Raw genomic sequence first — 20,108 nt, 5'->3', positions numbered from 1 at the left:
GCGTGGCGGTCACCGACACCGCTATCGACAGGATCAAGCAGATGATCCTGGAGGGCGAGATCCCCCCTGGCGGCAGGCTTCCGAAGGAGGCCGACCTGGCCGAACGGCTCGGCCTGTCGCGCAACTCCCTGCGCGAGGCCGTCCGCGCCCTGGCGCTGATCAACGTGCTGGACGTACGGCAGGGCGACGGCACCTACGTGACCAGCCTGGAGCCTCGCCTGCTGCTGGACGCGATGGCGTTCGTGGTCGACTTCCACCAGGACGACACGGCGCTTGAGTTCTTCCAGGTCCGCCGGATCCTGGAGCCCGAGGCGACCGCGATGGCCGCCACCCGGATGACCGAGGCCGAGATAGCCGAGCTGCACGAGATCCTCACCCGGCTGCCCGAGAACCCGAGCGTCGAGCAGCTGACCGCCAACGACCTGGAGTTCCACCGGCGCATCGCGGCGGGTTCGGGGAACTCGGTGCTGTGCTCCCTCATCGAGAGCCTGTCGGGGCCGACCACACGGGCCAGGCTCTGGCGGGCCCTGACCAGGGAGAACGCCCTGACCAGGACGCGTGAGCAGCACACCGCGATCTACGAGGCCATCGCCGCCCGGCAGCCCGAGGTCGCGCGCGCCTGGGCCACGGTCCATGTCGCCGGAGTCGAGGAGTGGCTTCGTAGCGTGCTCGCCTGAGCGGATATCGCATCATAAAAGATCACAAAGCCGTACTCTTGGGGCGGAACGATTCCCCGACGACGAGGATGCCCCCCATGCAGCCACTCGATGGAGCCGACTTACGGGTGGTGGCCGCCCTTCAGGTGAACGGACGCGCCACCTGGGACCGCATCGGAAGAGTGCTGGACGAGTCGACCCGCAACGTGGCCAGACGGGCCACCCGGCTGACGGAGGCGGGCGTCCTGTCCGTCGTCGGAGTGGTCGACGACCGCCGGATCGGCTCGGCGATCCTGCGGCTGCGCTGCCGGCCCGGTTCGGTGATCGACGTCGGCGCCGCGCTGGCCGAGCTGCCCCAGACCCGGTTCGTCTCGCTGGTCTCCGGCTCCGCCGACTGCACCGCGGAGCTGTGCGTGGCCGACGACGCCCTGGTCGATCTGATCTTCCGGGACATCCCCTCGATCGACGGGGTGGTCGAGAGCACCACCTACCCGGCGCTGCGTTACTTCAAGACCCCCCAGGAGTGGCACGTGGACGTGCTCACCCCGCAGGAGATCGAGGGACTCCTCGAACAGTGGACGCCGCTGCCCGAGCGCTTCCAGCGCGCCGGTGACACCCCCTCCGCCGAGGACGAGCGGATCATCGCCGCGGTCGCCGCGGACGGCCGGGCCACCCACGCGGAGATCGCGGCGGCCACCGGGATCAGCGAGTCGACCGCCCGCCGCAGGCTGGACTCCCTGCTCCGCAGGGGCATCCTGCGCATCCGCGCGGAGATCGAGCCCGCCTACCTGGGCCTGCCGATCGAGGCCGCGCTCTGGCTGCGGGTCGCGGAGCGGGAGGTCGAGACGGTCGGCCACGCCCTGGCCAGGCTGCCGAAGGTGAGATACGTCCTGGCGGTGGCGGGCGACCACCAGCTCGTGGCCCACGTGGCCGTCCCCGGCCGTTCCGAGCTCTACGAGATCCTCAGGGAGATCGGCGGACTGACCGGGATCAGGGCGATCGAGACGACGATGACCCTCCTGCCGCTGAAACGCGGCTTCATCATCAAGCGGGACGGCGTCGCCGACCGCTGGGCGGGCCCGATCGGCTGACCCGGGTCCCTCAGGCCGGTGCGGGGGCACCGGTTCTCGCAGACCGGAAGGCACGCGCGCCGCAGGGAAGATGCGCATACGGTTCGCCCTAGGAGGGACTCAAATGGACATCAATCTTGTGGACAAGGACGTCTACGCGCGCGACGGTGCACCCCACGACCAGTTCCGCTGGCTGCGCGCCAACGCCCCCGTCTACCTGCACGAGGGCGAGCCCGAGCGGGACTGGCCGCCGTTCTGGGCGGTGACCAGGCACGCCGACGTTGTGCACGTGTCGCGGCGATCCGACCTGTTCTCGTCGAGCAGGAGACTCGCGCTCTTCGACGAGATGCCCGAGGAGCAGCGCGAGCTCCAGCGGCTCATGATGCTCAACCAGGACCCGCCCGAGCACACCCGGCGGCGTTCCCTGGTCAACCGGGGCTTCACCCCGCGCATGATCAACGCCCTTGAGCAGCACATCCGCGACATCTGTCACCAGCTTCTCGACGAGGTCACCGGGCTCCCTGCGGTGGACTTCGTGCGTGACATCGCGGCCCCGCTGCCGCTCTACGTGATCTGCGAGCTGCTCGGCGCCCCCGTCGAGGACCGTGACAAGATCTTCAACTGGTCCAACCAGATGATCGGGGCCGACGACCCCGAGTACTCCTCCGGCCCCTCCGCCGGTCAGGCGGCGGCGGCCGAGGTGTACGCCTACGCCAACGCGCTGGCGGCGGAACGGCGCGAACGGCCCCGCGAGGACATCGCGACCAAACTGCTCCTGCCGGACGTCACCGGGGAGACCCTCGACGAGAACGAGTTCGACCTCTTCGTGCTGCTGCTGGTCGTCGCCGGCAACGAGACCACCCGCAACGCGGCCTCCGGCGGGATGCTGGCCCTCTTCGAGCACCCCGAGCAGTGGCGGCGGCTGGTGGCCGACCGCGCGCTCGCCGCCCCGGCCGCCGACGAGATCGTCCGCTGGGTCTCCCCCGTCAACCTCTTCCGCCGTACGGCCACCGCCGACACGGTGATCGGCGACCAGGAGATCAAGGAGAACGACAAGGTCGTGGTGTTCTACGGCTCCGCGAACCGGGACGAGGAGGTCTTCGCCGACCCCGACGTCTTCGACATCGGCCGTTCCCCCAACCCGCAGATCGGCTTCGGCGGGGGTGGTGCCCACTTCTGCCTCGGCAACCATCTGGCCAGGATGGAGCTCCGGGTGCTCTTCGAGGTCCTCGCCGAGCGTTTCCCCGGCCTGACCCAGGCGGGTCCCGCCCGGCGGCTGCGCTCCAACTTCATCAACGGCATCAAGGAGCTGCCGGTCACCCTCTCCTGACCCGCTCCCGCGCCTGCGGCGGCCGCCCACCGGTCCGCCGCGGGCCTTCAGGCGCGCAGGCCCAGCGTGAGCCGCAGGGTCAGGCCGGTGTTGCGGCGCAGGCCGAGACGGCGCACGGCCAGTTCGAGCGCCTCGCGCTGACCGACCAGCACCACCCACGCCTTCGCCCGGGTGACCAGGGTGTAGAGCAGGCCCCTGCGCAGCATCACTCCCCCGGCCTCGGCCACGACGGGCGCGACCACGAAGGGGTACTCGCTGCCCTGGGAGCGGTGCACGCTGATCGCGTAGGAGTGGGTCAGCTCGTCGAGCTCGTCGAAGGTGTAGCGGACGGTCTCCCCGTCGCCGGTGCGCAGCTCCAGCACCCGGTCCTGCGGGAGCACCGCCGTGACGGTCGCGGTCTCCCCGTTGAAGACGCCCTTGTCGTAGTTGTTGCGGATCGGCATGACCCGGTCGCCGACCCGGAAGACCGACGGGCCCGACCAGTGCTCGGCCGTACCCTCGCGTGCGGGGTTGAGCCGCTCCTGAAGGCTCCGGCCCAGCTCGGCCGTACCGGTCGCGCCCTTGCGCATCGGGCACAGCACCTGGACCTGGTCGCCGCCGACGCCCTGCTTGCGGGGGATGGCCTCGGTGGCCAGGTGGACCACCCGGTCGGCGACCAGCTCAGGGTCGTCCAGCTCCTCGAACCAGAAGCCGCCCCCGCCGGGCAGGTCGGGCAGCCGGCCCGACCTGATCCGGTGGGCCGCCCTGACGATGCCGCTGTCCTGGGCCTGCCGGAAGACGTGGGTCAGCCGGACGCGTGGGATCTCCTCGACCCCGAGCAGGTCGGCCAGCACGTTGCCCGGCCCGATGCTGGGCAGTTGGTCCCCGTCCCCGACCAGCAGCAGGTGGCCGCCCGAGGGGATGGCCGCCACCAGGCGGGTGGCCAGCTGCAGGTCGAGCATCGACGCCTCGTCGACCACGATGAGGTCGGCCTCCGTCGGCAGCCGCTGGAAGAGCGTCCCCTCCTCGGGGTCCGCCCGCTGGGCGAGCATCCGGTGCACGGTCATCGCGGGCAGGCCGGTCAGCTCGGACAGGCGCTTGGCCGCCTTGCCGGTCGGCGCGGTCAGGGTCACCCCGCCGCCCATCGCCCGCACGGTCGCCGCGATCACCCGCACCGTGTGGCTCTTGCCGCAGCCGGGACCTCCGGTGATGACCGAGACGGTGCTGGTCAGCGCGAGGTTCACCGCGGCCCGCTGGTCCTCGTGCAGGCTCTCGTCGTCGGGGAAGGGCCGCAACGGAAGCGTCGAGGCGGCCCGCAGCAGCCTGGTCAGGTGCGTGGCGAAGGCGACCTCGCGGCCGTGCTGCTCCTTGGCGTAGACCACGAGGCCGGGCCCCGCGGGTGACTCCTCGACGACGACCGCGCGCTCGGCGGCCAGCGCGTCGACGGCCCGCCGTACGGACTCCTCCTCCTGCTCGACGAGGGCGGCGGCCGAGGGGAGCAGGACGGTCAGCGGCAGGTAGCAGTGCCCGTCGCGGGCCGCGGCCGTCTCCAGGCGGTCGAGCACCGCGGCCTGGAGGCGGCGCGGGCTGTTCTCCGGCACCCCCGAGCGCAGCGCGATCCGGTCGGCGGTGTGGAAGGCGATGCCTCTGACCTGGCCGATCAGCCGGTACGGATCACGGGTGAGGATCTCGCGGGCGTCGTTTCCGTAGACCTGGTAGATCTTGGCCGCGAGCAGCGGGCTGATCCCGAAGCCCTGCAGAACGACCATCAGCTCGGCGACCGCCTTCTGCTCGGCCCACGCCTGGACGATCTGCGCCTGCCGGGTCGCGCCGATGTTGACGACCTCGGTGAGGCGTTCCGGCTCGGTGTCGATGACCGTGAGCGTCCGCTCGCCGAAGTGGCTGACGATGGCGTGGGCCAGGCGGGGCCCGATGCCGCGGACCAGGCCGGAGCCGAGATAGAGCCTGATCGCGCGCACGGTCGAGGGGACGACCCGCTCACACCGCCTGACCAGCAGGCGGCTGCCGTGACGGGGGTGCTCGTCCCACTCACCGGTCAGCCTGAGCGTCTCGCCCGGCTGCACGCCGGCCAGGGCGCGCCCCGAGGCGACGAAGGCCGCCGGGGCGCCCTCCTGGTCGTCCGCGCTCATCCGCGCGACGGTGTACTCGTCGTCGCGGACGTAGACCAGCTGCTCGACGGAGGCTTCGAGCTCCGTCGCGCGCGCTGTGGCGAGCACGGTCACCGTGCGCTCCCGGGAATCGTGTGCGGCACCTCTTCTCCAGGACACTAGCGGGCGACTGCGACAAGTCTCAGGTGGCGCGGGACTCCAGCGCGTCCAGGATGAGGTCGATCGCGGCGTCGAAGGTGGTCTCGGCGTCCCCGTCCGGGTCCAGCCCGGCGAGCAGGCCGCCTGTCTCAGCGGTCAGCAGGCCGGAGACGAAGGTGTAGAGCACCGTGCGGACGCGCACCAGCTCCCCGGCGGGGACCCCGGCGGCGGCCAGGACCCGGTTGAAGACCACCCACATGTTCTCCTCCTTCTCGACGAGGTCGGGGTGGGTGTTGACGTAGGACCACAGGGCCGGGTGGGAGAGCGCGATGGAGCGGTAGGCGTGGGCCAGCGCGCGCAGCTGCTCCTGCCAGGGGGTGCCGTCGTCGGGGGGCAGGCGCAGCCCGAGGGCGACGGCCGTACAGGCTCCGTGCAGCAGCGCGTCCTTGTTCTCCACGTGGTGGTAGAGCGACATGGGGTTGACGTCGAGTTCGGCCGCCAGCTTCCGCATGGACAGGCCCTCGACCCCGCCTTCGTCGACCAGCCGCAGAACGGCCGCGTATATCTCCTGGGTTGTCAGGGGTTGTCCCCTTCGCGCACTCACTGCCATACACCGTATGGTAGCTTGAGACATACAGTGTATGGCTGGCGGTTCCGGGAGGCCGCCCGGTAAAGGAGGAGTTCCATGTCGGTGACCCGTTCCATCCCCTCCCCCCAGGGGCTCCCTCTGCTCGGCAACACGCTCCAGATCCCCTCGCACTCGCCCGACGAGCACTTCAGGAAGCTCGCCGCCGAATACGCCGAGGAAGGCCTCTTCCAGCTCGAACTGCTCGGCCGCAAGGTCCTGTTCGTCTACGACCCCGACATGGTCGCCGAGATGTGCGACGAGACACGCTTCTACAAGGGCATCGACCCGCCGCTGTCCATCGTCCGCGACTTCGGCGGCGACGGGCTGTTCACCGCTCGCCACGACGAGCCGGTCTGGGGCCACGCGCACCGCATCCTGATGCCCGCCTTCAGCCAGCGCTCGATGAAGGCCTACTTCCCGCAGATGCTGGAGATCGCGCAGAACCTGGTCGGCAAGTGGGCGATCTCCGACGAGGTCAACGTGCCCGACGACATGACCAGGCTGGCCCTGGACACGATCTCCCTCACCGGGTTCGACTACCGGTTCAACTCCTTCCAGTCGCCGGAGCTGCACCCGTTCCTGCAGGCGATGGGCCGCTCGCTGACCGAGGCGATGCTCCGCAACCGGCAGCTCCCCCTGGTCACCAAGCTCAAGAAGCGGCAGGACACGGCCTACCGGTCCGACATCCAGGTCATGCAGGACCTGGTCGACGACGTCATCAGGCAGCGCAGGAGCACCGGCAGGGGCGACACCAAGGACCTGCTCGGCCTGATGCTCAAGGCCGCCGACCCGCGGAGCGGTGAGCGGCTCTCCGACGAGAACATCCGCAACCAGGTCCTGACCTTCCTCATCGCCGGGCACGAGACCACCAGCGGCCTGCTGTCGTTCGCGCTGTACAACCTGCTGCGCAACCCGCACGTGCTGGCCAGGGCCTACGCCGAGGTCGACAGACTGCTGCCCGGCGACACCGTCCCGACCTACGACACGATCATGAAGCTCGACGTGATCCCGCGCGTCCTGGAGGAGACGCTGCGCCTGTGGTCCCCGATCCCGGCGTTCGCCGTCAAGCCCTTCGAGGACACCGAGCTCGGCGGCTATCCGATCACCAAGGACCATGTCGCCGTCGTCCTGCTCGGTCAGCTGCACAAGCACCCCGGGGTGTGGGAGCGTCCCGAGGAGTTCGACATCGACCGTTGGCTCCCCGAGAACAGGAAGGGCCACCACCCGGCCGCCTACAAGCCCTTCGGCAACGGCGAGCGGGCCTGCATCGGCCGCCAGTTCGCGCTGACCGAGGCCAGGCTGGCCCTGGCCATGGTGCTGCAGCGCTTCGCGATCTCCGACCCGGACGCCTACCGGATGAAGATCAAGCAGATGCTCACCCTCAAGCCCGAGGACTTCACCATCCGGGTCAGGGAGCGCAGGGCCCACGAGCGGGGCACCGCGGAGACGGTGGAGGCGGCGGAGACCGTCCGGGAACAGCCGGTGGAGGTGGCCGTCACGGGAGTCGGCCTCACCGTGGCGTACGGTTCCAACCTCGGCACCGCCGCCGACGTCGCGGAACGGCTGGCCGAGGTCGCGGGGCGCTCCGGCTTCGCGACCACGCTGACCACCCTGGACGAGCTCGAACCGCCCTCCGAGGGGCTGCTCGTGGTGATCACCTCGACCTACAACGGCAAGGCCCCCGACAACGCCCAGCGGTTCGACGCCCTGGAGGGGCTGCCCGCCATGGACGGGGTGCGCTTCGCGCTGCTCGGCTGCGGCAACACCCAGTGGCCCACCTACCAGGCCTTCCCCAGACGCGTCTTCGACAAGCTCACCGCGGCGGGAGCCGTACCGCTCGTCGAACGGGGTGAGGCGGACGCCGACGGCGACTTCGACGGCGACGTCTCGGCGTGGACCTCAGGGCTCTGGGCGGCGCTGGCGGCCGAGTACGGCACGTCGGCGGCCAAGGCCGGTCCCCGCTACGAGATGGACGTCCTCACCGAGGCCGACGTGCGGCCCGCGGTCGTCTCCCCGCAGGCGGTCCCGCTGACCGTGGTCTCGGCCGAGGAGCTGACCGGCGACCCCACCGGCCTGTGGGACTTCTCCCGCGAGCTGCCCAGGCCCGGGGTGCGCTCGATCGTGGCCGAACTGCCCGAGGGGACGTCCTACACGGCGGGCGACCACATCGCCGTCTTCGCCAAGAACGCCCCCGAACTCGTCGAGTGGGCGCTGCGTCAGCTCCACGTCCCCCGCGACCAGGTCGTACGGCTGCGCGCCAGGGGGACGACCCACCTGCCCGTCGACACCCCGGTGACCGCGGGGCTGCTGCTGACCGAGTTCGCCGAGCTCCAGGAGGTGGCCACCCGCTCCGACCTGGCGACCCTGGCCGAGCACACCCGGTGCCCCTGGACCAGGGGCCAGCTCGCCGAGCTTGAGGCCTCCTACGCCGACGAGATCCTCGCCAAGCGGGTCTCGGTGCTCACGCTGCTCGAACGCCTCCCGGCGATCACCCTGCCGCTGCCGGCCTTCCTGGAGATGGCCGGGCCGATCAGGCCGCGCTACTACTCCGTCTCCTCCTCGCCGCTGGCCGACCCCCGGCGGATCAGGATCACCGTCGGCCTGGTCGAGGGGCCCTCCTGGTCGGGCGGCGGTTCCTACCGGGGCATGTGCTCGGCCTACCTGGCGGGCCTGGAGCCCGGCGACGTCTTCTACGGATACGTACGGGTTCCCAGCCCGCCGTTCCGGCTGCCGGACGACCCGGCGACGCCGGTGATCCTCGTCGGCCCCGGCACCGGTTTCGCCCCGCTGCGCGGCTTCCTTGAGGAGCGGGCCCTGACCGGGGCGTCCGGACCCGCCGAGGTCTTCTACGGCTGCCGCCACCCCGAGCACGACTGGCTCTACCGCGCCGAACTGCTCGGCTGGCAGGAGGCCGGGATCGCCCGGGTGCACACGGCCTTCTCCGCGCTCGACGGACACCCCTTCAAGTACGTCCAGGACGCGGTCACCGCCGAGGCGGACCGGGTGTGGGAGCTGCTCGAACAGGGTGCCCACGTCTACGTCTGCGGGGACGGCCTCCGCATGGCGCCCGCCGTACGGCGTGCCCTGGCGGAGATCCACCACGACAGGACCGGAGGCGACGGCGAGGCGTGGCTGCGCGAACTGGAGGCCCAGGGCCGGTACCAGCAGGACGTCTTCGCCTGACCCGGCGGTGAGATAGGACATTCCACCCCATATCTAAAGTGCCCTTTCGCGGAACGTCGACTATGGTCGAGGTGATGAGGGAACCGCGGTGGGGCACACCCAGGCCCACCGCGGTCACGGCGGTGGGTCTGCTTCTCGTTCTTCTGCTGGCCGCCGTCTCCCCCTCCCCGTGGTCCGGCGGCTGGAGGCCTGCGGACGCGGGCACCGGCTTCTGGGTCCCCGGCACCGACACCGCCGGTCACTCCACCGCGCCGAGACTGCTCGCCGGTGGGACCGAGCACCTGCCGACGCCGGGACAGCTCCGCTCCCTCCTCGCCGTCGGCGCCACGGTCGCGACCCCCGGGCCGCCGCCCTCCATCTGGCGCCCGACCGGCCCCGCCGCCGCGCCCAGACACGACGTCCAGCGCGCCGTCACCTCGCGCAGCCCGCCGTCCGCCTGACGGCGCCCTCTTGAAGGCCACCGGCTCTCCGTAGGCGAGACGACGCGTGGAAGGCCCGTCCCCGGGCAGTCCACGTCCATGATCGCGTCAACGACGACGGCCTGAGGGGGCCCCGCTGCCCCTTTTCTCTTCTTTCCTGCCCCGACGGGGACCGCGTCGAGCGGTGGCCGGCCGGGGTCCCACAGTCGTGCGGTGCTTTCGCGCCGCCCTGCCTTTCGAGTTCCGGCTTTCCCGGCGGAGACCGTGTCCAGCCGTGACCGGCCACGACCGCCGTGAGTCATCCAAGGAGTCGATGTCCCATGGGCGACATCAGGTCGACAAGCAGGCTGCTTGAGGACTACCAGCGTCACACGACGCATCTGGAGGAACTGCGCGCGCTCCTGCACGAACGGCTCGGCGCCGCGCGGGACGCCATGACCGAGAACGAGACCGAACCCGGGAGCGAGCCGGCGTCCCCGGAGGACCCGGGGGAGCCCGTCTCCCTGTCCGCCAGGCGTGCCGCCCGTGCGGCGCGGACCGTCGTGGAGATCGAGGCCGCGATCGAGCGGCTCGACTTCGGGGTCTACGGCACCTGCGAGCACTGCGGGGCCTTCATCGCGCTGCGACGGCTGCGGCAGGTGCCGCACACCCGGCACTGCGACGACTGCGAAACCCCGCGCGCCCGCCCCTCGGGGCCGGCCCTGGCGAGCTTCCCGACCCTCAGAAAGGACCAGAACACCATGATCTCCGACGTCCACCTCAGCAGCGTCCAGCTCGACAGCATCCGTGAGGAGCTCGAAGGCCAGCTCCTGCGGTGGACCAGGCAGCTCTCCGAGCTGGAGGCCGCGGTCGGCGACGACTCGGTCGAGGTCTCGGAGAAGTCGGCCCTGCTGGCCGACATCGTCTCCGCCGAGCGCAGCGCCTCCGTCCTGCGCGCCACGCTGGGCGAGATCGCCGAGCTGACCTACGGCCGCTGCGACGGCTGCGGCTCCGGCATCCCGTTCGAGCGGCTCAAGGCCCGTCCGCTGGCGCGCTTCTGCATGCAGTGCCAGCGCCGCCACGAGAACGGCTGACCCGGCCCCGGCGACCGGGGCCCGTCGAAGGCGGTCAGCTCAGCCGCCGACGCGGGCCTCGGTCCACGCACGGGCGAGGATCTCCTCGACGGTCTCCTCGGGGGTCTGTTCCGAGGTGTCGAGCCAGAGGCCGAGACGCGGGGTCCGCTCGCGCAGAACGGCGTCGAGCGGACCGGCCTTCCAGTGGACGTAGGCGTCCTTGGCCCGCGCGGCCTCACGCGCCTCGACGACCTCGGCCCTCGGGGCGAGCACGACCACCAGCAGGGGACGGGCGCGGACAAGCCGGGTCATCTCCACGAGATGCTCGCCCAGCACGACGTCCTGGGCCACCACGGTGAACCCGGCCGCGAAGTACTCGTCGCAGGTGGCCGCGGTCAGCCGGTGCCGCAGACGCAGTTGCGCCAGCGCCTCGGCGGAGGGTTCGGGAGTCATCTCGGCCCTGCCGCCGACCACCATGCGGCGGAACACGTCGCCGCGCACGTGCGCCGAGCGGGGCAGCCGCTCGGCCAGCCGCTGCGCCACCGTTGACTTGCCCGCCGCCTGGATGCCCGTGACCAACAGGACGGCCCGCCGCCCGGCCTCCTCGCTCAGGGCCATGAGGAGTCCTGCTCGGGGTCGCCGCCCTCGGACAGCAGTTTCAGGTCGGACTCGACCATCATCGTGACCAGTTCCTCGAACGAGACCGAGGGCTCCCAGCCGAGCTGTTCACGGGCCTTCTTCGGGTCGGCGCACAGGAGGTCGACCTCGGCCGGGCGGTGCAGGGAACGGTCGGTGACCACGTACCGCTCCCAGTCGAGCCCGGCGGCGGCGAAGGCCGCCTCGACCAGCTCACGAACCGTGTGCGTACGGCCGGTGCCGATCACGTAGTCCTCCGGCGGGCCCGCCTGCAGCATCAGGTGCATCGCCCGCACGTAGTCGCCCGCGTACCCCCAGTCGCGGCGGGCCTCCAGGTTGCCCAGGCGGAGCCGGTCGGCGAGCCCGAGCTTGATGCGGGCGACCCCGAGGGAGACCTTGCGGGTCACGAACTCGGCGCCCCGACGCGGGGACTCGTGGTTGAACAGGATCCCCGAGACCGCGAACATCCCGTACGACTCACGGTAGTTCTGGGTGAGGAAGTGGCCGTAGGCCTTGGCGACGCCGTACGGCGAGCGGGGGTGGAAGGGGGTGATCTCGGTCTGCGGAGTCTCCCTGACCTGGCCGAACATCTCCGAGGACGACGCCTGGTAGAACCTGATCTGGCCGGATTCCGCGGGGGTGCGTGAGGAGGAGACACCCGAGCAGACCCTGATGGCCTCAAGCATGCGCAGCACGCCCATCCCGGTGACCTCGCCGGTCAGCTCGGCCTGTTCCCACGACATCGGCACGAACGAGATGGCGCCCAGGTTGTAGACCTCGTCGGGCTGGACCTTCTCAACGGCGGAGATCAGCGAACCCTGGTCGAGGAGGTCGCCCCGGACGAGGCGGACGTCCCGCAGCAGCCTGCGCACCCGGGAGACACGGGGGTTGGCCTGTCCCCTGACGAGCCCCCAGACCTCGTAACCCCGATCGAGCAGGCACTCGGCCAGATAGGAACCGTCCTGCCCGGTGATACCGGTGATCAGCGCGCGCCTGGCCAAGGCGTCCTCCTCGCTTGTGAAGCTCGTGAAGTGGGACTTCCGCTCGGCTGAGTGCCGTGTGACGGCGAATGTATCGCCCCTCCCGTCGCCGGGCACGACTCAGGGCCCCAGTACCCTAGAACACGTTCCACCGAACGTCGTTCGGTTGGCGTGATGCCGCAGTTGGCGCGCGACAGAAGTGGCTTTAGCACCGTTTCCACATTAGGTGGAAGAGAGATACCGAATGGTAAGATCCGAATACTGAGGTCATCTTTCACGGTACCTGTCCCCTTCCGGACAGGCTGAGGAAGGGGTTGCCGTGCCTGACGCGGACTCCCTGCGGGTCGCGCTGCTGTCGTACCGGAGCAAGCCGACCTGTGGCGGGCAGGGCGTTTACCTGCGTCACCTCAGCCGTGAACTGGTCGCCCTCGGGCACCACGTCGAGGTCTTCTCCGGCCAGCCGTACCCCGAACTGGACGAAGGGGTCGTTCTCAACAAGATCCCCAGCCTGGACCTCTACCGTGACGAGGACCCCTTCCGCACCCCCAAGCTGGGCGAGTACCGCGACTGGATCGACCTTCTCGAAGTCGGGACCATGTGGACCGCCGGGTTCCCCGAGCCGCTGACCTTCACCCTGCGGGCCCGCCGCGAGCTGGCCAAACGCGTCGGGGACTTCGACGTGGTGCAGGACAACCAGACGCTCGGCTACGGCCTGCTGGACATCCAGAAGCTGTTCCCCGTGGTCGGCACCATCCATCACCCGATCAGCGTCGACCGCAGGATCGAGCTGAGCGAGGCCCCGCTGCGCAAGCGCCTCACGCTCAGAAGGTGGTACGGCTTCGTCAGGATGCAGGCCAGGGTCGCCCCCAGGCTGAACCCGATCCTGACCGTCAGCGAGTCCTCGCTGGCCGACATCCACCGCGACTTCAACGTGCCGCAGGCCAACATGCGGCTCATCCCGCTCGGGGTCGACACCCGCTACTTCCACCCGCGCCCCGAGATGCCCAAACGGCCTGGCTCGATCGTCGCGGTCGCCAGCGCCGACTCCCCCATGAAGGGTGTCGCCACCCTGCTGCGGGCGGTCGCCAAGCTCGCCACCGAGCGCGAGGTGAACCTCACCGTGGTGAGCAAACCGACCCCCGGCGGACCGACGGAGAAGCTGGTCGCCGAACTCTCCCTGCGTGAGCGGGTGAGGTTCGTGCACGGCATCTCCGACACCGAGCTGGGCGAACTGATCGCCACCTCGGAGGTCTCGGTCGTGCCCTCCCTCTACGAGGGCTTCTCCCTGCCCGCCGTCGAGCACATGGCCTGCGGCACCCCGCTCGTCGCCTCACGGACGGGGGCGCTGCCCGAGGTCGTCGGCGACGCCGCCGTCCAGGTCGCCCCCGGAGACCCCGAGGAGCTGGCCACCGTACTGCGGCGCCTGCTCGACTCCCCCGAGGAGCGGGCCGAGGTCGGGCGCAGGGGCTACGACCGGGTCATGGAGCGCTACACCTGGCGCGTCGTCGCCCAGCGCACCGTGGACGCCTACCGCGAGGCCATCGCCGCGCACAACGCCCGGTGACCGACCACTTCACAAGGAGCGGCAAGTGCTGACCGTCGACTTCGACCGGCTGCCCGTCGGACCCGGCCTGCGTGTCCTCGACCTGGGCTGCGGGGCGGGACGGCACGCCTTCGAGGTGCTGCGCAGGGGCGCGGACGTGGTGGCCTTCGACATGGACGCCGAGGAACTCGAAGGCGTCGCGGGCATGTTCGCCGCGATGGCGAAGGAGGGCGAGGTGCCCGAGGGCGCGGTCGGCGAGACCGTGACCGGCGACGCGCTGAAGATGCCCTTCGAGGACGCCACCTTCGACCGGGTGATCGCCGCCGAGGTGCTCGAACACATCCCCGACGACATGAGCGCCATGCGGGAGATCTTCCGGGTGCTCAAGCCCGGCGGACGCGCCGCGATCACGGTGCCGAGTTTCCTGCCGGAACGGATCTGCTGGGCGCTCGACGAGGCCTACCACACGGCCCCCGGCGGGCACGTGCGCATCTACACCCTCGCCGAGCTGAGCGCGAAGCTGAAGGCCGTCGGCATGGAGATCGGCTCCCACCACCACGCCCACGGACTGCACGCGCCGTACTGGTGGATCAAGTGCGCGGTCGGCGTCGGCAACGACGACCACCCGCTGGCCAAGGCCTACCACGAGCTGCTGGTGTGGGACATCATGAAACGCCCCGCCGTCACCCGGATCGCCGAGACGCTGCTGAACCCGTTCATCGGCAAGAGCGTGGTGCTCTACGTGCGGAAGCCCGCGTGACCCGGTACGGCCCCGCGCCCCGAGACGACCGGAGCGGCCGATGAGGCGGGAACTGGTCGTCGAGACCGCCCTGAGCATCGCGGCCGTGCAGGAGGCCGACGGCGGCGTCCCCTGGCCCGAGGGGCACGTGGACGCCTGGAACCACGTCGAGTGCCTGATGGCCATGGGCGTCGCCGGGCTGAGCGGTCCCGTGCGCAGGGGTTACGACTGGCTGGTGCGCAACCAGCGCGCGGACGGCTCGTGGCCGATGAAGCTGGTCGGCGGCCTGGCCGTCGAGCGGGGCGGGGAGTCCAACCACGCCGCCTATGTCGCGGTCGGCGTCTGGCACCAGCTGCTGGTCACCGGGGACGACGGCTTCGCCCGTGAGATGTGGCCCGTCGTCAGGTCCGCGCTGGACTTCGTGGTCGGGCTGCAGACCGCCCGGGGCGAGGTCGTCTGGGAACGCACCGCCGACGGCGAGCCCGCGGGCTACGCCCTGCTGACCGGCTGCGCCTCCATCCACCAGGGGCTGCGCTGCGGCGTGCTGCTCGGTGAACGTCTCGGCGACCCGCAGCCCGACTGGGAGCTGGCCGCCGACCGGCTCGCCCACGTGCTGTCCGACCACCCCGAGGCGTTCGCCGACAAGAGCCGCTTCTCGATGGACTGGTACTACCCGGTCCTCGGCGGCGCGGTGCGGGGCCCCGCCGCGCGGGCGCGACTCGCCGCCGAGTGGGCCGTCTTCGTCGAACCCGGCCTCGGCGTGCGCTGCGTCTCCGACCAGCCGTGGGTGACCGGCGCCGAGTCGTGCGAGCTGGTGCTCACCCTGGACGCCCTCGGCGACCGGGACGAGGCGCTGCGGATCTTCACCGACATGCAGCACCTCAGGCACGAGGACGGTTCCTACTGGACCGGCTGGCAGTTCGCCAACCAGAAGTGGTTCCCGCACGAGCGTTCCGCCTACACCGCCGCCGCCGTGGTTCTCGCCGCCGACGCCCTGTACGGCCTCACCCCGGCCTCCGGGCTGTTCAGGGACGTGCGCGGCGCCATGCCCGGCGCCGTGGAAGACCGGGCCGCCGACCGCCCGGCCCAGGACTGCGGCTGCAGTCACGCCGGTTCACCCGCCTGACGACCCCGCGCCCGAATCCCTTCCCCCGAATCTCTTCGCCCGAATCCGAGGCGGTGCTTGAAGGCTCGGGGACGGCTCACTACGTTCGGGCACGTGAGCGACACGGAGGGCGACGGAGAGATCGCGGGGGGCGACGGCGGCGTGACGACGGTCGCCGCGCCCCATCCAGGTGTGCCCGGTCCCGGGGCACCGGAGCCGGAGGCGGGCGAGCGCACCGTCCCCGTCCGCTCTCCCTGCCCCGCGCCCCGTGCCCCGTCGCCCGCCCTGCCGCCCGGCGATCCGGCACCGGGCAGGCCGCGTGGCCTGCCCGGGTTGTTCTGGCAGGACCCCGATCGGACCGGGTTCGGGGTGCGGCGTTTCCGGCTAGGCCCGGCCAGGGAGCACCTGGAGAACGCCGGGCGGGCGTGCGTCGCCGGGCACAACGCGGTGATCGCGGGCGAGCCCGAACGGATCGACGGCCTGCGTGAGGAACTGCGCGGCTTCGCCTACGAGGGGGCGGGCATGGCCTGCGCGTCCCTCGACGTGCTCACCGCGTCCGGCGGCAAACGGCTCAGGAACCTGCTCAGCGGCCAGGGTGTGCGCTACCCGCACATGATCCACCTGGGTGCCGGCCGGGGATACGCCCGGCTGCGGATGCGCCCGATGTGGGGCATCCACTCCGTCCACCCCCTGCTGCGCTGGCTGGCCTTCGACGGCTTCGGCTTCCACCAGGGCTTCTACGCCGCCGACCGGACGGTCGGGCGTCAGCGTACGGCGGGCCTGCTCGACCGGACCAGGCGGGCGATCTTCGACCAGGGGGTCGGCCGGATGCTCTGGTTCCACGAGTGCGCGGGCGTCGAGGACGTCGTCCTCCGGTTGGCCGAGTTCCCCCTCGGCCGCCGCGCCGACCTGTGGAGCGGGATCGGGCTCGCCGCCGCCTACGCGGGCGGCGCGCGGGCCTGCGAGCTGGAACGGCTCAGCGCCGCGGCGGCCGAGGACGGCTTCCGCGCCCACCTCGTGCAGGGCGCCGCCTTCGCCTGCTCGGCCCACCTGATCTCAAGGACCGTGCCCGAGCACACCGCCGAGGCCGTCCTCGCCCTGTGCGAGGTCGGCGTCGAGGAGGCGGGCGGCTGGACGGACACCGCGCTCGTCGCCCTCGGGCACAACGCGCACACCGGCGACCACTACCAGGCATGGCGGGCCGGGGTCAGGAAGGCCTGGGCGAGGCGCAACCGCGGCTCGTGACCGAAGTACGGCCAGGCGCGACGTCCAGGGACACGGCCGACGCCGTGCCCCCGGTCCGTCCGGCCGCCCTGGTGGCGCTGGCGGCCGTCGCCGTCGGGTGGGCCCTGACCGGTACGGCGGAGCCCCCCGCCCCCTCCCCCACCACCCCGGTCTTCTCCTTCGCCGCCGACCGGCTCGGTGGTTCCGCGACGGGAGTGGCGCTCTTCGACCTCGACGGCGAGATCGTCTCCGACGACGTCTGCCTGGCCGACCCCCGTCACGGCGGGGTGACCGTGGCTCCCGTGCCGGGCACCCACGGCGGCTACCGGCCGTTCAGGCTGACCGCCCCCGGCCCGCGCGGGGTGCCCGTCGGATGCCTACCCGCCGACCTCGACGAGGACGGCGCGCAGGACTTGGTCGTCCTCTACCGGGACCGTTCCCCCTCCCTGTTCGTCCGCCTTCCCGGGACCCGTCCCTCCGCCACCGCCTTCGCCCACCGTGAGCCCGCCGTACGGCCCGGCCCGTGGAACACGGCCGCCGCGAGCGTCGGCGACTTCGACGGCGACGGCCACCTCGACCTGGTCCTCGCCGCCGGGACGACCTCGGGCGGCTCGTCGCCGGACGTCCACGACGACGGGCCGCGGCTGTACCTCGGGACGGGGACGGGCACGTTCACCGAGGCGCCGCAGGCGTTCGGCGAGGCCGGGCGGACGGGCGGGACGCTCGCGCTCGGCACCCGGGACCTGGACGGCGACGGGCTGCCGGAGCTGTACCTCGCCAACGGCCTCGGACCCGACACGCTGCTCGTCAACGAGTCGGCACCGGGTAGGGCCGCCTTCCGGGTGGCGTCGGGCACCCGGGACCTGACCACGCCGAGGTCGTCCGTCCTGGGCCGGGACTCCTCGGACAGCGGGGCGGTCGCCTTCACCGACCTCGACGCCGACGGCGCGCAGGACATCCTCATCGGGCGGGGCCCCGACGAGATCGGGCCCGTCTTCGTCTCCACGGTCCTGCCCGGACTGCGGGAGCACCTGCACGAGGGCGAGGCGCCGTACGAGGACCGGGCCGGGGAGCTGGGGCTCGGCCGTACCGGACGGGTGTGGGACGTCGAGACCGCCGACCTCGACAACGACGGCCACGACGAGATCATGTACGCGGTCGCGGCGCCCGGGGGCGTCACCCTCTTCACGCCAGGCGCGGACGGCCGTCACACGAACGTGGCCGGACCGGTGCCTCCCGGGGGCGACGCGACGGCCCTGGCGGTCGGCGACGTGGACGACGACGGCCGTCTCGACGTCGCGGTCTCCGGCCCTCTGACCCCGGCCACGCTGTACCGCAACCACGGTGTCACCGCCCCCTTCGTCGGCCTGCGTCCCCGCCTGCCCGCCGGCCCCTGCGGCGCGGCGCACGGCGCGGCAGGCGTGACGCGCCCGGCGATCGGGGCGGAGGCCAGACTGAGGCTGCCGGACGGCGGCACACTCGCCGGGCAGCTCTACCCCGCCGCCTCCGCCCCCGAGTTGCTCCTCGGTCTCGGCGAGACCGACACGGGTGAGGCGGCCCTGCCCGTCGCCCTGTCCTGGCGCGACGAGTGCGGCGTCCCGCGCACCGCCACCGTCTCCCTCGACCCCGGCTGGCACGACCTCCTGCTGACCCCCCAGGGCGTGTCGGAACTGAGGAACCCATGACAGCGCCTACAAGGGTGCCCGTTTCGCACCGGCTGGCGGTCTCGGTGACCGTGGTCACCCTCGCCGGGCACCTCCTGCTCGGGTTCGAGCAGGCCTACCTGGCACCGGTCGTCGGAGTCCTCACCGGCGTGACCGCCGAACTGGCGCTGGAGACCGTGCGGGCCTGGACATCCCGCGACAGACCCCGCTACCTGACCGACCGCGCCTTCCTGCTGCCGTCCTACGCCGAGAGCCTGCTGTGCGCGATGCTCCTGTACGGCCAGGCCCACCTGGCCGGGATCGCGCTGGCCGCCCTGGTGGGGGTCGCGAGCAGGCACGTCCTGCGGGCCGGGCGGCCGGGGACGCCCTTCGTGAACCCGGTCGCCCTTGGGGTGACCGTCGCGGCGCTGCGCCCCGGGGTCGAGATGGCGCCGCCGTACCAGTTCACCGCGTGGGTGCCGGAGGCCCTGCAGTCGTTCGTGCCGCTGGTGCTCCTGGCCCTCGGCATGACGTTCGTACGGTCTTCCGGGCGGTTGCCGCTGGTGCTGGCCTGGGCCGGGGGCGTGGCCCTGGCCGGGCTGGTCGCGGGTCCCGGTTTGGGTCACGGTTTGGGTCACGGCCTCCTGGCGGTGACGGACGCGGCGTTCGTCCTGCACACCTGCTTCGTGCTGCCCGAGGCGCGCACGACGCCGTCCCGGCCACGTGAGCAGGTCGTGTTCGGCCTGTCCGCCGCCGTGCTGTACCTGGCGCTGCCCGGCCCCGGGCCCATGGCGGCGCTGCTGGCGGTCTGCGCGCTGCGGGGGGCCTGTCTGGCCGTGCTGGGGCGGCGGGGTCAGCCGATGCCGGGGCCGACACGCTCCAGGACCCGCAGTGAGCCCTCCCGTCTGACCTCCCTGAACGCCCCGGAGGCCAGGGCGCGCAGATAGACGCGGTGGGGCTCCTGCCCGCCCTCGGCCGGGTCGGGGTAGATGTCGTGGAAGACCAGTGCCCCGCCCTGGAGGACGTGCGGGGCCCACCCCTCGTAGTCACCGGTCACCGGCTCCCGCGAGTGGCCGCCGTCGATGAAGAGCATCCCCAGCGGGGTGCTCCAGAGCGCGGCCACCCGCTCGGAGCGGCCGACGACGGCGACGACCTCCTCTTCGAGGCCCGCGGCGGCGATCGTGTGGCGGAAGGTCGGCAGGGAGTCCATCCTGCCGAAGCGCGGGTCCATCAGCGTGGGGTCGTGGTGCTCCCAGCCTGGCTGGATCTCCTCCGAGCCCCGGTGGTGGTCGACGGTGACGACCACGGAACCGGCCAGCCTGGCCCCCGCCCCGAGGTAGACGGCCGACTTCCCGCAGTAGGTGCCGATCTCGCAGATCGGACCGCGCGGGCCGTACTCGACGGCCGTCTCGAAGAGGGCGAGGCCCTCGGCGGGCGGCATGAACCCCTTTGCGCCGAGCGCGGCGTCCAGCAGGTCCTCGGGCATGGTCACGTCGCTCACCGCAGCAGGCTATCGGGGACCGACCGGCGTTCCACACGGCCCTTGTCCACCGTTATGCAACATGTTCTACTTTCCACCGTGAACCAGCGCGCCCGCCGTCAGGCCCCGGAGCGGGCCGCGAAGAACCCCCCGTGACAGACCACACGCGACGTC

At 71.8% G+C, this 20,108-nt stretch carries 17 protein-coding genes; 12 read left to right on the top strand and 5 right to left on the bottom strand.

Annotation, left to right across the window (positions count from 1 at the left end; translation table 11 throughout):
* Positions 1–2: 2 nt before the first annotated feature.
* From ABZ463_RS27785 to ABZ463_RS27775, 3 genes are all read left to right on the top strand, one after another.
* The gene (locus ABZ463_RS27785; protein ID WP_352015153.1) at positions 3–677 is read left to right on the top strand and encodes a FadR/GntR family transcriptional regulator; all 675 of its coding nucleotides are present in this window, start codon (positions 3–5) and stop codon (positions 675–677) included.
* Between the two features lie 77 nt (positions 678–754).
* Positions 755–1,747 carry an Lrp/AsnC family transcriptional regulator gene (locus ABZ463_RS27780; protein WP_352015152.1) on the top strand — a complete coding sequence of 331 codons (993 nt, stop codon included), beginning with the start codon at positions 755–757 and terminating at the stop codon, positions 1,745–1,747.
* Positions 1,748–1,850: 103 nt separating this feature from the next.
* Positions 1,851–3,056 (top strand): cytochrome P450, encoded by a 1,206-nt coding sequence (locus ABZ463_RS27775; protein WP_352015151.1) that lies wholly within the window; start codon positions 1,851–1,853, stop codon positions 3,054–3,056.
* A 47-nt stretch (positions 3,057–3,103) separates the two neighbouring features.
* On the opposite strand, the gene ABZ463_RS27770 is transcribed toward ABZ463_RS27775, so the two are convergent.
* Both ABZ463_RS27770 and ABZ463_RS27765 read right to left on the bottom strand, forming a co-directional pair.
* Complete coding sequence (locus ABZ463_RS27770; protein ID WP_362780487.1) at positions 3,104–5,278, bottom strand: ATP-dependent RecD-like DNA helicase; 2,175 nt, start codon at positions 5,276–5,278, stop codon at positions 3,104–3,106.
* Between the two features lie 67 nt (positions 5,279–5,345).
* Entirely contained in the window at positions 5,346–5,912 is a 567-nt protein-coding gene (locus tag ABZ463_RS27765; protein WP_362780485.1) for a TetR/AcrR family transcriptional regulator, read from the bottom strand.
* Between the two features lie 75 nt (positions 5,913–5,987).
* Here ABZ463_RS27765 and ABZ463_RS27760 point away from each other — a divergent pair, with 75 nt between their 5' ends.
* From ABZ463_RS27760 to ABZ463_RS27750, 3 genes are all read left to right on the top strand, one after another.
* Complete coding sequence (locus ABZ463_RS27760) at positions 5,988–9,113, top strand: cytochrome P450 (protein WP_362780483.1); 3,126 nt, start codon at positions 5,988–5,990, stop codon at positions 9,111–9,113.
* Between the two features lie 74 nt (positions 9,114–9,187).
* Positions 9,188–9,553, top strand: a complete 366-nt coding sequence (locus ABZ463_RS27755; RefSeq protein ID WP_352015147.1) for a hypothetical protein — start codon at positions 9,188–9,190, stop codon at positions 9,551–9,553.
* Positions 9,554–9,852: 299 nt separating this feature from the next.
* Positions 9,853–10,605 carry a TraR/DksA C4-type zinc finger protein gene (locus tag ABZ463_RS27750; RefSeq protein ID WP_352015146.1) on the top strand — a complete coding sequence of 251 codons (753 nt, stop codon included), beginning with the start codon at positions 9,853–9,855 and terminating at the stop codon, positions 10,603–10,605.
* 39 nt (positions 10,606–10,644) lie between these two features.
* Here ABZ463_RS27750 and ABZ463_RS27745 read toward each other — a convergent pair whose 3' ends face one another.
* Both ABZ463_RS27745 and ABZ463_RS27740 read right to left on the bottom strand, forming a co-directional pair.
* Positions 10,645–11,202, bottom strand: coding sequence for an AAA family ATPase (locus ABZ463_RS27745; protein ID WP_362780480.1), 558 nt, complete (start codon positions 11,200–11,202; stop codon positions 10,645–10,647).
* Positions 11,193–12,221, bottom strand: a complete 1,029-nt coding sequence (locus ABZ463_RS27740; protein ID WP_352015144.1) for a GDP-mannose 4,6-dehydratase — start codon at positions 12,219–12,221, stop codon at positions 11,193–11,195. Before ABZ463_RS27740 ends, ABZ463_RS27745 begins: the two co-directional genes overlap by 10 nt.
* Before the next feature lie 298 nt (positions 12,222–12,519).
* Here ABZ463_RS27740 and ABZ463_RS27735 point away from each other — a divergent pair, with 298 nt between their 5' ends.
* The 6 genes from ABZ463_RS27735 to ABZ463_RS27710 all read left to right on the top strand — a co-directional run bounded on the left by ABZ463_RS27735 (position 12,520) and on the right by ABZ463_RS27710 (position 19,401).
* Positions 12,520–13,764, top strand: coding sequence for a glycosyltransferase family 4 protein (locus tag ABZ463_RS27735; protein WP_352015143.1), 1,245 nt, complete (start codon positions 12,520–12,522; stop codon positions 13,762–13,764).
* A gap of 25 nt (positions 13,765–13,789) precedes the next feature.
* On the top strand, positions 13,790–14,503 hold the full coding sequence (locus tag ABZ463_RS27730; protein WP_352015142.1) for a methyltransferase domain-containing protein: 714 nt from the start codon (positions 13,790–13,792) through the stop codon (positions 14,501–14,503).
* 40 nt (positions 14,504–14,543) lie between these two features.
* A complete protein-coding gene (locus ABZ463_RS27725) occupies positions 14,544–15,608 on the top strand; it encodes a prenyltransferase (protein ID WP_352015141.1) in 1,065 nt (354 codons plus the stop codon).
* Positions 15,609–15,701: 93 nt separating this feature from the next.
* Positions 15,702–16,832, top strand: a complete 1,131-nt coding sequence (locus ABZ463_RS27720) for a DUF1702 family protein (RefSeq protein WP_362780477.1) — start codon at positions 15,702–15,704, stop codon at positions 16,830–16,832.
* Entirely contained in the window at positions 16,829–18,496 is a 1,668-nt protein-coding gene (locus tag ABZ463_RS27715; protein WP_362780475.1) for a VCBS repeat-containing protein, read from the top strand. The genes ABZ463_RS27720 and ABZ463_RS27715 overlap by 4 nt, the downstream gene beginning before the upstream one ends.
* Positions 18,493–19,401 (top strand): hypothetical protein, encoded by a 909-nt coding sequence (locus tag ABZ463_RS27710; RefSeq protein ID WP_362780472.1) that lies wholly within the window; start codon positions 18,493–18,495, stop codon positions 19,399–19,401. Before ABZ463_RS27715 ends, ABZ463_RS27710 begins: the two co-directional genes overlap by 4 nt.
* Here ABZ463_RS27710 and ABZ463_RS27705 read toward each other — a convergent pair.
* Positions 19,308–19,940: a class I SAM-dependent methyltransferase gene (locus ABZ463_RS27705; protein ID WP_362780587.1), complete on the bottom strand. Its 633-nt coding sequence runs from the start codon at positions 19,938–19,940 to the stop codon at positions 19,308–19,310. The genes ABZ463_RS27710 and ABZ463_RS27705 overlap by 94 nt on opposite strands.
* Between the last annotated feature and the right edge of the window lie 168 nt (positions 19,941–20,108).

Source organism: Streptosporangium sp. NPDC020145 (genome assembly GCF_040631275.1).
In the GTDB taxonomy this organism is placed as follows: domain Bacteria; phylum Actinomycetota; class Actinomycetes; order Streptosporangiales; family Streptosporangiaceae; genus Streptosporangium.
The sequence above is the reverse complement of the archived record's forward strand: the minus strand, read 5'-3'. Positions and strand labels throughout refer to the sequence as shown.